Raw genomic sequence first — 13,373 nt, 5'->3', positions numbered from 1 at the left:
CACCCGGGCGGGGACCCGGACGCGGAGCACCCGGCCGCGGCGGGGACGCCGGGCCGGAGCCGGACTGACCGGCCGACTGGCGAGGCCCGGCGGACGGCGTCGTGTATGGGTTGTTGCCGGGCGCGGACGGCCGGGGGCCGGGACGCGGACCGGGGCGGGGGCCGCCGGCGGACGGCCCGCTGGGAGCGCTGCCACCAGGCGGCGGCACCGGGGCGCCGGGACGCGCGCGGCCGGGGGCCGCCGGGCCAGCAGGACGCGGACCGGGCCGGGGACCCGACGGGGCGGTCGGGGGCGACGCCGGCGGGGACGAGGGCGCCGGGGCGGGCGACGGCGCAGCCGCGCTCGCCGCGGCGGGCCGCGGCTGGGGTGCCGGTGCACTCGGCGCCGGGGGCGCCGGGGGCGCCGCCGGAGGCGCTGCCGGGCCGGGACGGCCGGCCGAGCCGGGACGGCCCGGGACCGGCCGGGGGCCGGGCCGGGGCGCGAGGCCCGGGCGCGGCGGGGCCGGACGGGCGCCGTTGCCGGGCACCGGTCGACCGCCGGGACGCCCGCCCGAGGCGGATCCGCCCTCGGCGGGGAAGGCTTCCTTCAGCTTGCGGACGACGGGGGCCTCGACGGTGGACGAAGCGGACTTCACAAACTCGCCGAGGTCCTTCAGCTTGGCGAGCACGGTCTTGCTGTCGACACCAAGCTCCTTGGCGAGCTCGTGTACGCGGGCCTTTCCTGCCACGGTGCTCCTTCTTTCGGCCCGCGGTCCGTGCCCGCGTGACCTCGTTACCTGCCGGTCGTGATCATGGCTGGGTGCTCATTGAGCGATCATCGCTGTCTCGACCTGCTTCCCTGTCGACGTCATGTGGCGCCGCCTACCGGACCGGGCGCCCCGTAGGTGGCCGGCGTCCGTCCCGTCTGACCCAAGCACTCCGCTGCCGCGGACCACCCGTACCTCTTTACCCGACTTCCGCCCCGTCCGGAGCCGCTACGGCGGTCCGATCCCGCGGACGGGATCCGGCTGCCGCGAGACGAGGCCGCTCCAGGTACAGCCTGACCCGTCCCGACCCAAGCGGGCCTGCTACCCGCAGGGCCCGCGGAAACGCCTTTCGCCGCTCCGCGAGATCGAGACAGACGAGGTCCGGATGCACGTGTGCACCCCGACCATGCATACGGCGACGAGCATCCGGCAGGAGCTCGCCGCTGTCCACGACGATACGCAGTAGGTCGGAACTCGGCGCACGGCTTCGACATCCGATACAGGTACGGATGGGCTCCGCACGACACGCCATCATGAGTCTATCCCGCCCGACCCCGGGAGTGGCCACCCGCGGCGGGAGAGCGGCGCGGGGCCCCCGGCGGCCCGGACCGCCGCGGGACTCCCGCGGGCGGCGGCTCGGCGGCGGCCGGCGGCCCGCCGGCCCGGTCCTCGGTGTCGGAGTGGATGTCGATGCGCCACCCGGTCAACCGCGCCGCCAGCCGCGCGTTCTGCCCCTCGCGACCGATCGCCAGCGACAGCTGGTAGTCGGGGACGACGACCCGCGCCGACCGGCTCGCCAGATCCGTCACCTCGACCCGGGCCACCCGGGCCGGGGACAGGGCGCTGCCTACGAAGGTCGCCGGGTCGGCCGACCAGTCGACGATGTCGATCTTCTCGCCGTGCAGCTCCGCCATGACGGCGCGCACCCGGCTGCCCATCGGCCCGATGCAGGCGCCCTTGGGGTTGACCCCGGCCACCTTCGACCGGACGGCGATCTTGCTGCGGTGGCCGGCCTCGCGAGCGATCGCGGCGAGCTCCACGGTGCCGTCGGCGACCTCGGGCACCTCCAGCCGGAACAGGCCCTTGACCAGTTCGGGGTGGGTTCGCGAGAGGGTCACGGTGGGGCCGTGCGGACCGCGGGCGACGTGTACCACATAGCACTTGATCCGGTCGCCGTGCTCGAGCCGCTCGCCGGGGACCTGCTCTGCCGGCGGCAGGACGCCCTCGACCGTGCCGAGGTCGACAAGCACCACCTTGGAACCGGCCCGTTGCTCGTGATGCTGCACCACGCCCGAGACGACCTCGTGCTCCCGGTCGGCGTACTGCCCGTAGGTGACCTCCTGCTGCGCCTCGCGCAGCCGCTGCATGATGACCTGCTTCGCCGTCATGGTCGCGATCCGGCCGAAGTCAGCCGGGGTGTCGTCGTACTCGCGGCTGGTCCCGTCGGGACCCTGCTCGCGGGCGAGAACGGACACCTCCCCCGTCGTCCGGTCGATGACCACCCTGGCGTCGGGGGCCGACCCCGCCGTGTGGTGATACGCCGTCAGCAGGGCCGTCTCCATCGCCTGCACCAAGGTGTCGAAGGCGATGTCCTTCTCCCGCTCGATACCGCGCAGTGCGGCCACGTCGAGCTTCACCGGGTCATCTCCTCACCGGCCGCGCCCTGGGCGTCGACCTGGCGGCCCTCGTCGTTGGATACCGGCCCCGGCGACGCCGGGAGATCGTCCTGTGCCGCACCGTCGCGGACGGCGTACGCATCCGGCGCACCGGCGCTCACTCCGGGGGCCGGGGAGTCCGGTGCCTGCGCCGACGGCTGCGACGGCGACTCACCAGAAAGATCATCATACCCCTCGGCCGAAAACTCCACCTCTACCGTCGCCCGCGCGACCTGCGCGTAGGTCACCCGCGCGACGCGGCGCCGCTGCGGCCGCCCGCGCCGGGCCGGCCCCATGGCCACGGCCAGATCCGCCCCGGACTCGTCGGCGGACAGCACCCGGCCGGACAGGAGGTCCCCGGCGCTGTCACGCACCGTTACCATCCGTCCGACGGCGCGGCGCCAGTGCCGCGGCGCGGTCAGCGGCCGGTCGACGCCCGGGGAGGTGACCTCCAGGACGTACGGCCCCGCGCTGAGCCCCTCGCCCTCCGCCTCCGCCGCGTCGAGCAAATCCGAGACCACCCTGCTCGCCTCGGCCACCGCGTCCAGGTCGATGCCGCCGTCGCGGTCCACCGCTACCCGGACCAGGCTGCGCGAACCGGCCCGGCTCACCGTCACGTCCTCAAGATCGAAACCCGCCCCGGCCAGGCCGGACGTCAACCGGTCGCGCAACGCCGGCCGGACGGTGCCCGCCCGCCGAGCCGCTCCGGATGAGCCTCGGCCCTGTCCGTGACCGGACTCCCCCGCCCCTGACACCTGGTCCGTCCCTTCCCGCGTCCGTGCCTGTCCTGATCGTCTTGCCACACCCTGCCGGCCGGCCACCCCGCCCCTCCGGCCGCCACGCCACCAGCCACCAGCGACCAGCGACCAGCCACCAGGGGCGATACCCAGGTTCAGCCGGACGCCACGGATTCGCCGCCGGGTCAAACTGCGACGACGCACAGCGGCCGCCCGCCGCCGGACCGCCGCCCACGAGCCCACCGGACCACGGCGGTGGCAAACGGGATGAGATCCCTAGCCTACGTCCGCCGCCGCGCCGGCCGGCCGCGGCCCACGCACCAAGGGATCACCAGCGGACGGACGGATCACCCCGGCGGGCCGGACGGCGGTCGAACCAGCCGGCGGATGTGCGAAGCTCGGGACCGTGGACCCGGCGCTGCGCACACTCGTCTCGCGGCGGCGGATCCTGCTGGGGCTCGGCGGGCTTGCCCTCGCCGACGCGGTCGGGGCGGCCGGCTGCACGACCACGGTCTCGCCGGTGACCGGGTCAAACGGCGGGCTCGGCGCGGACGACATGGCCGCGGCGCGGGGCGCGATCGCCCGCGCCACGGCGCTGGCCGCGGCCTACCGGACGGCGGCGGGACGCCATCCGTCCCTGCGTTCCCTGTTCGACCCGCTGCGGGCCCATCACGAGGTCGCCGTGTCGACGCTGGGCGCGCAGGTCCCGGCCGCAGCCACGACGACCCCGCCCGCCGGGGCGACCGGATCAATCCCGACGGCCTCCGCTCCGGCCGGGGTCACGCCGGCCGGGGCGACGCCGGCCGGCGTCGACGAGTCGCCCACGGCCCTCGCGGCAACGCTGGCATCACTGCGCGCCACCGAGAGCAGCGCGACGGCCGCGGCGCGCGCCGACAGCCTGCGGGTGAGCGGCATGCTCGCGCCGTTGCTGGCCAGCCTGCACGCCGCCGGAGTCGCGCAGGTGGAGCTGCTCGACCTCTACACCGCGCAGGTCAACGGCGGCCAGCCGGCCGCGACCGCCAGGAGTGTCGGATGATCCCGGGCAGGCAGGACGGACGGGTCGTCGCGGCCTCCCCTGCCGGGAGCGGGGCGGGCGGGGAGAGCCCGGCGACTCCTGGGCACGCGGCCGCCGTCGTCGCCCTGAGCACGATGCTCACGGCGACCCACGCCGCGATCTACGCCGCCGCGACGGCGGGCGGCGCTCTCGCGCCGCTGGGCCCCGCGGCCGCCGGCGCCCGGGAGCTGGCCCGGCTGAGCTGGGTCGCCCACCAGGCACTACGCGACGACCTCATCGTTGCGATCGGGGCGCGGGGCGGCCAGGCCCCCCCGGCGCTGCCGGCCTACCGGATCCCCACGGCGCCGGTGAGCGTCGCGGCCTCGCTGACCCTGCTGGCCCAGATCGAGGACGCCTGCGCCGCGGCGGCCCATGACGCCACCGCCGTCCTCGTCGCCGACGCCCGGGAGCTGGCCATCGATGCCTTGAGCGGGGCAGCCGTGCGGGCCCAGCGGGCGCGCCTTGCGGCCGGCCTGCCGACCGCTACGGCAACCCGCGCGCTGCCGGGTGCGTCGTGAGCGCGCGGCAGCCCGCTACCGGGTGGTCCAGGCATCGGGATCCTTGCCGAGGGTGGTGACGATCTCCGGGAGGCGACCGCCGGCGACGTCCGCCAGGGTCACGTTTTCCAGAACGCGGCGCAGGTTGACCCGGACGGCGATCCAGACGTCCTGCAGGTTCTTCGCCGCACCCTCGTAGCAGGCGTCCTCCGGTCGGCGCCCGCGCACGCTCGCGAGCGGGCCGTCGGTCACCCGAATCACCGTGGCGACGGTGATCTGGTCGGCGGGGCGGCCCAGCTGGTAGCCCCCGTCGGCACCCCGTCGGCTCTGGACCAGCCCCGCCCGACGCAGATCGGTCAGGATGTTCTCGAGGAAGCGCAACGGCAGATCCTGTGCCAGGGCAAGCGACTCGCCCTTGACGAGCTGACCGTCACTCGCCGCCAACGTCAGGAGTGCGCGCAGCGCATAGTCGGCGCGAGCGGAGATCTGCATGCACCCATTTTGCCGCCCGGCAGCGCCGAGCGCGCCCGACGGGTTGGCCGGGCGTGCCGCGGGTGCACCCGCCGACACTCACCGTCCGCAGCGGCGCCCCGCCCACCCAGGGGAAACGGGACGCGATTCGCTCACCCCGCGCCGCCCGAATGCCCGCCGTCTGCGCCCCCGGCGCCCGTGTCCGCCGGCGGGTTCGGCGCCGTCCCGTCGCTGGAACCGCCCACCGGTTCGTTGGCGCCGCTGGCCAGGCCGCGTCCCCGTCCCCGGGCCGCCCGCACCGCGGACGTCCCCTCGGCGACGAGACCGCGACGCACGCGCATCCGCTGGTCGGCCGTGTTGAAGGCGGCGTCGACGACGACTCCGATGACGAAGATGGTGATCATCGAGGCCATCACCCCGACGGTGTCGATCAGTTCCCGGGAGTTCTGCAGGTCGGCGCCGATCGAGGGATGGCCGGGAACGATGACCAGCAGCTCGCCGGCCATCAGGCTGCGCCAGCAGAACGCCCAGCCCTGTTTGAGCCCCGCAAGCACGGAGGGCAGGGCCGCCGGCGCCACGACGTACCGGTAAAGGGAGAACCCTCGCGCGCCCATGCTGCGCCCGACCCGCACCAGCAGCGGCGGCACGTAGTCGACGCCGTAGATCACCCCGTTGGCGACCGAGGGCGCGGCCCCGAGCACCACGACGAACATGATCGCCGACTCGCTGAGCTTGAACAGCAGGATGGCCAGCGGGAACCAGACGATGGACGGCATCGTCTGCAGCGCGGTGATGAAGGAGCCCACCGCGGTCCGCAGGATGGTGGAGCGGGAGACCGCGACCCCCACCACGACCCCGATCACCACCGCGAGGGCATAGCCCTCCAGCGCCCGGATCAGGGTGCGCCCCAGGGCCTCCCAGAAGTGGCTGGTGCCGAGACGGCTGCCGAACTCGGACAGGGCCTTGCCCGGTCCGGGCAGGACGTAGGTGGGCTTCCAGCCGCTCCAGACGACGATCTGCCAGAGCAGCAGGAACAGGGCGAGGGCGCCGATCTTCGGCCAGGTGGCCGCCCACGCCCGGGCCGCGAGCGGCCGCTGGTGCGCCGTCGGGATGTCGAGCGCGTCGAGCCCGGCGAGCGCCGCGTCGACCTCGAGACCGGTCTCGGCGTCGAGGGCGGTCGACCGGGTACGGAGCTGGGTCGAGGCGCCGCTTTCAGTGGCCATGCCGGCCGACCTCCTCGCGTAGTCGCGTGGTCACCGTGGTGGCCAGCTCCGCGACCCGGGCGGAGTCGATCCGCCGCGGCCGCTCGATGTCGACGTCGAAGATCTCCGCGACCCGCCCAGGCCGGGAGGACAGCAGCACGATGCGGTCGCCGAGCCGGACGGCCTCGCGGACGTCGTGCGTGACGAAGATGACCGTGACACCGGTCTCCCGCCAGATCCGCTCCAGCTCGTCGTGGAGCAGGTCGCGGGTCATCGCGTCGAGGGCGCCGAAGGGCTCGTCCATGCAGAGGATGTCGGCCTCCTGCGCGAACGCGCGGGCCAGGCTCACCCGCTGGCGCATGCCCCCGGACAGCTCATGGGGACGCTTGTCGGCCAGCCCGGCGAGGCGGACCATCGCGAGCAGGCGCTCCACACGCTCCCGCCGCTCGGCGCGGCGGATACCCCGCAGCCGCAGCGGCACTTCGATGTTGCCGCCCGCGGTGAGCCACGGCAGCAACGCCGAGTCCTGGAACATCATCCCGGCGCGGCGACCGGTGGTGTCCACCGTGCCGGTGGTCGGCGCGTCGAGACCGGCGATCAACCCGAGCAGGGTCGACTTGCCGCATCCCGACGCGCCGAGCAGACAGAGGAACTCACCGGACCGGACGTCCAGGGAGACGTTGTCCAACGCCTGGACACGGGCGGCGCCGGAGCCGAAGAACCGGCTGACGCCGTCGATGTGCAATGCGGTGTCGGAGAGGACAGCGGTCACGGATCATTCCCCCGTTGCGGTGAAGACGCACGCCCGGCGAGGGGCGCCCTGCGGGTGGATCAGGAGTCGGAGACGGTCGGCTTGCCCTGCTTCGTCAGGACGTCGTTGAGGATCGCCAGGTCGAAGATGCCGTCAATCTTCGGATTCTTGATCAGGCCGAGCTCCTCCTGGTGCTTGGCCGAGGTGATCAGGGAGGGGGCGATCGGGTCCGGCGTGAACGTCAGCGACTTCCACGCCGCAGTCAGGACCTTGTCCGACAGCGGCTTGCCGGCGAGCTTGCCCAGGGCCGTGTTGGCAACCTTCGCGCCGGCGTCCCGGTCGGCGTTGAGGCCGTTGATCGACGCCACGTTGGCGGTGACGAGGCGGCGGACGATCTCCGGGTTCTTCTTCAGGTAGTCCGTGCGCACGAGCAGCACCGTCGTGACGAACTGCCCCTTGGTCTCGGGCCACTCGTCGGCCTCGTTCACGAGCACCTTGCCGCCCTCGGCGACCAGCCGGGACGCCGTCGGCTCGGGCACGAACGCGCCGTCGATCGCCTTGTTTTTGAAGGCGTCGACCGTGAGGGAGTTGTCCTGCGGCTTGATCGAGACGTCCCCGCCGCCCTGGATGTCCGTCTTCAGGCCGTTCTTCTTCAGGTAGTGGCGCAGCGCCACGTCCTGGGTGTTGCCGAGGCTCGGTGTGGCGAGCGTGGTGCCCTTGAGCTGCGCCACCGAGGTGATGTCCGGGCGGACCACGAGCGCCGCGCCGCCCGACGTCGCGCCGGAAATGATCCGCACCGCCTCGCCGTTCGACTTGATGAAGCTGTTCACCGCGGGGTTCGGCCCGATGTAGCCGGCGTCGAGCGCTCCGGACAGGACGGCCTCGGCCTCCTGCACGCCGGAGTTGAACGTCTGCGTCTTCAGCGTGACGCCGGAGCCGAGCTCCTTGGCGAAGATCCCCTTCTCGACGCCGAAGAGCGCGGGCGCGTGGGTGAGGTTCGGGAAGTACCCGAGGCGGAGCGTCCCACTCACCTGGCCGGGCGCCGCGCTCGCCGAGGCGCTGTCGTCATCGCCCGAACTCGAGCAGCCCACCACCGCCAGTGCCAGCGCCCCGGCGGTGATCAGTGGCGTCACGGCGCGCCACAGTCTGCTCGGCCTCATGAAAACCCCCTTCGCGCAGGCTGACGCCCGCGCCATGCAAGTCAATCGAAGTCATCGGGATGGTAAGCATGCCAGATGCCCCGCATCCTGGCCATGTGCCTTCGTCGCGCAGACATCGTCCCGTAACAAATGAATCAGATACTTTGACAAATTACACAAAACGGACACGATCCAACGGCGAAGATTGTTCCCCGTGGACCATCCCGGAACAGGCCGCGGACCAGGTCGGGGGCCTGCGCGGCGAGCTCGACGGCGGCCGCGCGGGCGATGCGCAGGTCACTACCGGAGCTACGGAGGCGGCGGGACAGCGCCCCGCGACCCACCGCGGGACGCCACGCCAATGAACCCGGCCCCCGGCGAGCGATCCTTCTCGCCAGGAGTGGCCCAAGGCAGAAGAGAATCGAGCTAAAAGAGGATCGAGGCGAAGGTGCCCACGCGCTGGAACCCGACCCGCTCGTAGGCGCGGCGGGCAGCGTGGTTGAAGTCGTTGACGTACAGGCTCACCCGCGGGGCGAACGCCGCCCGCGCGAGCGCGACGACGCTGGCGGTGCCGGCCGAGCCCAACCCGCGCCCGCGCAGCGCCGGATCCACCCAGACGCCCTGGATCTGGCAGACGTCCCCGGCCACCGCGCCGATCTCGGCCTTGAACAGCACCCGGCCGTCGACGATGTGCGCGAACGAGCGCCGCTGCCCGATGAACTCGGCGACCCGGGCCCGGTAGAGGGCCCCGCCGTCGGCGAGGACCGGGGACACGCCGATCTCCTCGGTGAACATGGCGATGCAGGCCGGCAGCAGGATGTCCAGCTCGTCGGGCCGGACGGGCCGCACGGCCGGGTCGGGCGCGATCAGCGGCGGCCCGTCGATCACGAGCAACGGCTGGTCGGCCCGGACCTCGCGGGCCCGTCCCCAGGTGGGCTCGAGATGCTGCCACATCGCCATGACCGACGAGGAGATGCCGACGACGGAGGAGCAGCGACGGCCCTGCCGGCGGGCCCGCTCGGCGAACAGCTTCGCCGAGGCCGGGCCCGCCGCCACGGGCCAGAGATTGGCACCGGAGTAACACAGCGCGGCCAGGCGGCCGTCGACCGTGTGACCCCACATCTCCGCGCCGAGCCGCCACGGGTCGAGCCCGGCGGCCTCGACGCGGGAGGCGACGAAAACGTCGGCGACCGGATTACGGGCCAGCAGCTCGCGTACGGCGGGAAGATCCCGATCGTCGAGCAGTCGCGTCGGCGCGGAGCGCAGCGGCAGGCCCACCGGTCGCGCCGCCTAGCTGACGGTGACCGAGGGCTCGCCGGACGGGGTGCCGTCCGCCGTCATCTCCTCGGCCAGCCGCATGGCTTCCTCGATGAGGGTCTCCACGATCTGCGCCTCGGGCACGGTCTTCACGACCTCGCCCTTGACGAAGATCTGGCCTTTGCCGTTACCGGACGCGACGCCGAGGTCGGCCTCCCGCGCCTCGCCCGGCCCGTTGACCACGCAGCCCATCACGGCGACGCGCAACGGGACCTCCATGCCTTCGAGACCGGCACTGACCTGGTTGGCGAGGGTGTAGACATCGACCTGGGCCCGGCCGCAGGACGGGCAGGACACGATCTCCAGCTTACGCTGCCGGAGTCCGAGGGACTCCAGGATCGCGGTGCCGACCTTGACCTCCTCCACCGGCGGCGCGGACAGCGAGACCCGGATGGTGTCGCCAATACCCTCGGCGAGCAGCGCGCCGAAGGCGACCGAGGACTTGACGGTGCCCTGAAAGGCCGGGCCCGCCTCGGTCACGCCGAGGTGCAGGGGGTAGTCGCAGGACTGGGCGAGCAGGCGGTACGCCTGGATCATGACGACCGGGTCGTGGTGCTTGACCGAAATCTTGATGTCGCGGAAGTCGTGCTCCTCGAACAGCGAGCACTCCCACAGCGCCGACTCGGTGAGCGCCTCCGGCGTGGCCTTGCCGTACTTGGCGAGCAGCCGCTTGTCGAGGGAGCCGGCGTTCACCCCGATCCGGATCGGGATGCCGGCGCCCTTCGCCGCGCGTGCGATCTCGCCGACCTTGTCGTCGAACGCCTTGATGTTGCCGGGGTTCACGCGGACCGCCGCGCAGCCGGCGTCGATCGCGGCGAAGACGTACTTGGGCTGGAAGTGGATGTCCGCGATCACCGGGATCGGTGACTTGCGGGCGATGGCCGCCAGCGCGTCGGCGTCGTCCTGGCTGGGGACGGCCACCCGGACGATCTGGCAACCCGACGCGGTGAGCTGGGCTATCTGCTGCAGTGTCGCGTTGACGTCCGAGGTCAACGTGGTGCACATCGACTGGACGGAGACCGGAGCGTCACCCCCGACCGGAACGTTGCCGACGTTGATCTGCCGGCTGTGCCGCCGAGTACCGAGCGGTCGGGCCGGAGCGGCTGGCATGCCCAGAGTAACGGTCACGTTGTCCTCACTGGCGAATCGGAAGAAATGATCGACGTGCGACTGATTCGGCCTGTCGGCTGCGGGACGCAGGGCAGTAGGGCGCACGGTCTCGCGCAACCGTGCGGGATCACTGGTTCAGGCGGATCGGATTGAAGATGTCGGCGGACAGGAGGAGCAGGCTGAACCCGAACAGGACGACAACCGTGGCGTACGTGGCTGGTAAAAGCTTGGCGAAATCCACCTTCTGTACCGGACCACGGTAGCCCCGAAGCCTGCGCAGACCGTGTCTGGCCTGCTCGAAGCCCAGCACGGCGATGTGGCCGCCATCCAGCGGGAGAAGGGGCAGCAGGTTGAAGATGCCGACCGCGAGGTTGATCGCGGCCACCAGGATGAGGAACTGGCCGACCCGTTCGAGCACCGAGCTGTCGGGCGCCGAGACGACGTCACCACCGATGCGCGCCGCACCCACGACGCTGATGAAGCCCTCGGGATCGCGATCGTTGCTGAAGATCTTACCGACGTCGCCGATCCGGTGGGTCAACGTCTCGTACATGCCGGTGAAGCCGGAGCCGATCACCTTGAAGGTTTGCGGAACAGCCTCGATCGGGTTGTAGTGCACCGTCTCGAGACCCGGCCGGACACCCAGCGCGCCGACCCGGTCGCTCCCCACATCTCCGGTCTCGCGGTCACGGCGGACCTCGACGAGGTCCGGGGTGAGGGTCAGCCGCCGGCCGTCCCGCTCCACCACGAGCAAGGCGGGCCCGGCTCCGTGCTCGCGCACCCGGCGGGTGAAGTCCTTCCAGGTGTGCACCTCGGCTCCGGCGAAGCTGACGACCCGGTCGCCGGGCCGCATCCCCGCCGCGGCGGCGGGGCCGGGCCCGGAACAGTTCGTGGTCGTCGCCACGCAGCTCGTCGCGCTGATCTTCGTGCTGATCTGCGTGGTGCCGAGCGTGACCAGCACCCCGTAGATCAGCACGATGGCGATGACGAAGTGCACGAAGGAGCCGGCGGACATGACCACCAGCCGAGCCCGGGCTCGGGCGTTGTGGAACGCCCGGGGCTCGTCGGCCGGATCGATCTCCTCCAGCGGCGTCATCCCCTCGATCTTGACGAAGCCGCCGGCGGGGATGGCCTTGATGCCGTACTCGGTCTCGCCACGCTGGCGGGACCAGATCGTCGGCCCGAAGCCCACGAAGAACTTCGAGGCCTTCATGCCGTAATGCCGAGCGGTCAGGAAGTGCCCGCCCTCGTGCAACACCACGGACACGAGCAGCGCCGCGGCGAACGCCACGATGCCGAGAATCGCCATCAGGCCGGCCTCCGCCCGATGGGACACCGGTCGGGAGCGCCCACGCGAGCCCGGGTAACCCGCGGACCGCCACGCCAGGCGCGGGCCGGACGGGTCGCACCGGCCCCGGAACGGATGCCGGCCGGGTGGGATGCACCGCCCACCCCGCACAGAGCGTGGTTCACACCGATTCCCGTTCGCTCTCGCGCCGGATCAACCGCTGCGCCGCGTCCCGCGCGGCGCGCTCGGTGGCGAACACCTCGTCGAGCGAAGGGTGATCGACGACCTCGTGTTCGGCGATGACCTCGGCCACCAGATCGACGATACGGACGAAGGGCAGGCGTCCGGCCAGGAAAGCGGCCACCGCCTCCTCGTTGGCCGCGTTGAACACCGCGGGGGCGGTGCCGCCCCGGCGACCGGCCGTGCGCGCGAGCTCCACGGCCGGGAAGGCCACCTCGTCGAGCGGTTCGAAGGTGAGCGCCTGGGCGCGGGTCCAGTCCATCGGCGGCTGCGCCTCGGCCACCCGCTCCGGCCAGCCCAGGGCCAGCGCGATGGGCAGGCGCATGTCGGGCGGCGAAACCTGGGCCAGGGTGGACCCGTCGGTGAACTCGACCATCGAGTGCACCAACGACTGGGGATGCACGACGACGTCGATGTCGTCGTAGGGCACCCCGAAGAACAGGTGCGCCTCGATCAGCTCCAGGCCCTTGTTCATCAGGGTCGCGGAGTTGATCGTCACCACGGGACCCATGTCCCAGGTGGGATGAGCCAGCGCCTGCTGCGGGGTGACGGCGGCGAGCTCGTCGCGGCGGCGCCCGCGAAACGGCCCGCCGCTGGCCGTGAGGACCAGCTTGCGCACCTCGTCCCGGCGGCCGCCGCGCAGGCACTGCGCCAACGCGGAGTGTTCCGAGTCCACCGGGACGAGCCGGTCGGGGTCGCCGCCGAGCGCGTCCAGGACCAAGGGGCCCCCAGCGACCAGCGACTCCTTGTTCGCCAGCGCCACCGTCCGGCCGGCGGCCAGGGCGGCGAGCGTCGGCGCGAGACCCACCGACCCGGTGATGCCGTTGAGAACAATGTCACAGGGCCATGCGGCGATCTCGCTCGCCGCATCGGGCCCGGCCAGGATCTTCGGCACGGCGAACTCGCCTCGGCGGTAGCCCCGCCGCGTCGCCTCGGCGAAGAAGGCGAGCTGCAGGTCCTGGGCCGCCGATGCGGCCGCCACACCCACCGCCTGGACACCGAGATCGAGTGCCTGGGCTGCGAGCAGGTCCACCCGGGACCCGCCGCCCATCAGCGCCACCACCCGGAAGCGCTGCGGATTGCGGCGTACGACGTCTATGGCCTGGGTTCCGATCGAGCCCGTGGACCCAAGCAGAACAACTTCACGCAGGTTCGAAGCCTCCACCA

14 protein-coding genes are annotated in these 13,373 nt (G+C 72.5%); 2 read left to right on the top strand and 12 right to left on the bottom strand.

The genetic code is table 11. The features are described from left to right. The 4 genes from FRAQA3DRAFT_RS37770 to rimP all read right to left on the bottom strand — a co-directional run. Positions 1-727, bottom strand: a 727-nt coding sequence (locus tag FRAQA3DRAFT_RS37770; RefSeq protein ID WP_035921610.1) for a translation initiation factor IF-2 N-terminal domain-containing protein, incomplete at its 3' end; no start/stop codon positions are given. Between the two features lie 217 nt (positions 728-944). Further along, the gene (locus tag FRAQA3DRAFT_RS33775; RefSeq protein ID WP_009742357.1) at positions 945-1,277 is read right to left on the bottom strand and encodes a YlxR family protein; all 333 of its coding nucleotides are present in this window, start codon (positions 1,275-1,277) and stop codon (positions 945-947) included. A gap of 7 nt (positions 1,278-1,284) precedes the next feature. Next, a complete protein-coding gene (gene nusA, locus FRAQA3DRAFT_RS27675) occupies positions 1,285-2,382 on the bottom strand; it encodes a transcription termination factor NusA (RefSeq protein ID WP_009742356.1) in 1,098 nt (365 codons plus the stop codon). After that, positions 2,379-3,059 carry a ribosome maturation factor RimP gene (gene rimP / locus FRAQA3DRAFT_RS27670; protein WP_232291792.1) on the bottom strand — a complete coding sequence of 227 codons (681 nt, stop codon included), beginning with the start codon at positions 3,057-3,059 and terminating at the stop codon, positions 2,379-2,381. Before rimP ends, nusA begins: the two co-directional genes overlap by 4 nt. A gap of 484 nt (positions 3,060-3,543) precedes the next feature. Between rimP and FRAQA3DRAFT_RS27665 the strand changes: the two genes are divergently transcribed. Together FRAQA3DRAFT_RS27665 and FRAQA3DRAFT_RS27660 are read left to right on the top strand one after the other, a co-directional pair. Next, a complete protein-coding gene (locus tag FRAQA3DRAFT_RS27665) occupies positions 3,544-4,173 on the top strand; it encodes a hypothetical protein (RefSeq protein WP_009742354.1) in 630 nt (209 codons plus the stop codon). Next, a complete protein-coding gene (locus FRAQA3DRAFT_RS27660) occupies positions 4,170-4,709 on the top strand; it encodes a DUF4439 domain-containing protein (protein ID WP_009742353.1) in 540 nt (179 codons plus the stop codon). The genes FRAQA3DRAFT_RS27665 and FRAQA3DRAFT_RS27660 overlap by 4 nt, the downstream gene beginning before the upstream one ends. A gap of 15 nt (positions 4,710-4,724) precedes the next feature. On the opposite strand, the gene FRAQA3DRAFT_RS27655 is transcribed toward FRAQA3DRAFT_RS27660, so the two are convergent. The 8 genes from FRAQA3DRAFT_RS27655 to dxr all read right to left on the bottom strand — a co-directional run bounded on the left by FRAQA3DRAFT_RS27655 (position 4,725) and on the right by dxr (position 13,371). Beyond that, positions 4,725-5,180 carry an Rrf2 family transcriptional regulator gene (locus FRAQA3DRAFT_RS27655; RefSeq protein ID WP_009742352.1) on the bottom strand — a complete coding sequence of 152 codons (456 nt, stop codon included), beginning with the start codon at positions 5,178-5,180 and terminating at the stop codon, positions 4,725-4,727. A gap of 131 nt (positions 5,181-5,311) precedes the next feature. Further along, entirely contained in the window at positions 5,312-6,382 is a 1,071-nt protein-coding gene (locus tag FRAQA3DRAFT_RS27650) for an ABC transporter permease (RefSeq protein ID WP_009742351.1), read from the bottom strand. Continuing rightward, the gene (locus tag FRAQA3DRAFT_RS27645) at positions 6,372-7,133 is read right to left on the bottom strand and encodes an ABC transporter ATP-binding protein (protein WP_009742350.1); all 762 of its coding nucleotides are present in this window, start codon (positions 7,131-7,133) and stop codon (positions 6,372-6,374) included. Before FRAQA3DRAFT_RS27645 ends, FRAQA3DRAFT_RS27650 begins: the two co-directional genes overlap by 11 nt. 59 nt (positions 7,134-7,192) lie before the next feature. Beyond that, positions 7,193-8,272 carry an ABC transporter substrate-binding protein gene (locus FRAQA3DRAFT_RS27640; RefSeq protein ID WP_009742349.1) on the bottom strand — a complete coding sequence of 360 codons (1,080 nt, stop codon included), beginning with the start codon at positions 8,270-8,272 and terminating at the stop codon, positions 7,193-7,195. A 405-nt stretch (positions 8,273-8,677) separates the two neighbouring features. After that, complete coding sequence (locus FRAQA3DRAFT_RS27635) at positions 8,678-9,529, bottom strand: DUF4081 domain-containing GNAT family N-acetyltransferase (RefSeq protein WP_009742348.1); 852 nt, start codon at positions 9,527-9,529, stop codon at positions 8,678-8,680. Positions 9,530-9,541: 12 nt separating this feature from the next. Beyond that, on the bottom strand, positions 9,542-10,696 hold the full coding sequence (gene ispG, locus FRAQA3DRAFT_RS27630) for a flavodoxin-dependent (E)-4-hydroxy-3-methylbut-2-enyl-diphosphate synthase (protein WP_009742347.1): 1,155 nt from the start codon (positions 10,694-10,696) through the stop codon (positions 9,542-9,544). Between the two features lie 109 nt (positions 10,697-10,805). Further along, positions 10,806-11,987 carry an RIP metalloprotease gene (locus FRAQA3DRAFT_RS27625; RefSeq protein ID WP_009742346.1) on the bottom strand — a complete coding sequence of 394 codons (1,182 nt, stop codon included), beginning with the start codon at positions 11,985-11,987 and terminating at the stop codon, positions 10,806-10,808. Positions 11,988-12,147: 160 nt separating this feature from the next. Then, on the bottom strand, positions 12,148-13,371 hold the full coding sequence (dxr, locus tag FRAQA3DRAFT_RS27620; RefSeq protein WP_009742345.1) for a 1-deoxy-D-xylulose-5-phosphate reductoisomerase: 1,224 nt from the start codon (positions 13,369-13,371) through the stop codon (positions 12,148-12,150). Between the last annotated feature and the right edge of the window lie 2 nt (positions 13,372-13,373).

The sequence above is a fragment of the Frankia sp. QA3 genome (assembly GCF_000262465.1).
Classification (GTDB): domain Bacteria; phylum Actinomycetota; class Actinomycetes; order Frankiales; family Frankiaceae; genus Frankia.
The sequence above is the reverse complement of the archived record's forward strand: the minus strand, read 5'-3'. Positions and strand labels throughout refer to the sequence as shown.

Excerpts from the sequence above, each read along its gene's own strand:
- FRAQA3DRAFT_RS27640 (WP_009742349.1), bottom strand. The coding sequence starts at position 8,272 with ATGAGGCCGAGCAGACTGTGGCGCGCCGTGACGCCACTGATCACCGCC.
- FRAQA3DRAFT_RS27650 (WP_009742351.1), bottom strand. The coding sequence starts at position 6,382 with ATGGCCACTGAAAGCGGCGCCTCGACCCAGCTCCGTACCCGGTCGACC.
- FRAQA3DRAFT_RS27660 (WP_009742353.1), top strand. The coding sequence starts at position 4,170 with ATGATCCCGGGCAGGCAGGACGGACGGGTCGTCGCGGCCTCCCCTGCC.
- FRAQA3DRAFT_RS27625 (WP_009742346.1), bottom strand. The coding sequence starts at position 11,987 with ATGGCGATTCTCGGCATCGTGGCGTTCGCCGCGGCGCTGCTCGTGTCC.
- FRAQA3DRAFT_RS27655 (WP_009742352.1), bottom strand. The coding sequence starts at position 5,180 with ATGCAGATCTCCGCTCGCGCCGACTATGCGCTGCGCGCACTCCTGACG.
- FRAQA3DRAFT_RS33775 (WP_009742357.1), bottom strand. The coding sequence starts at position 1,277 with ATGGCGTGTCGTGCGGAGCCCATCCGTACCTGTATCGGATGTCGAAGC.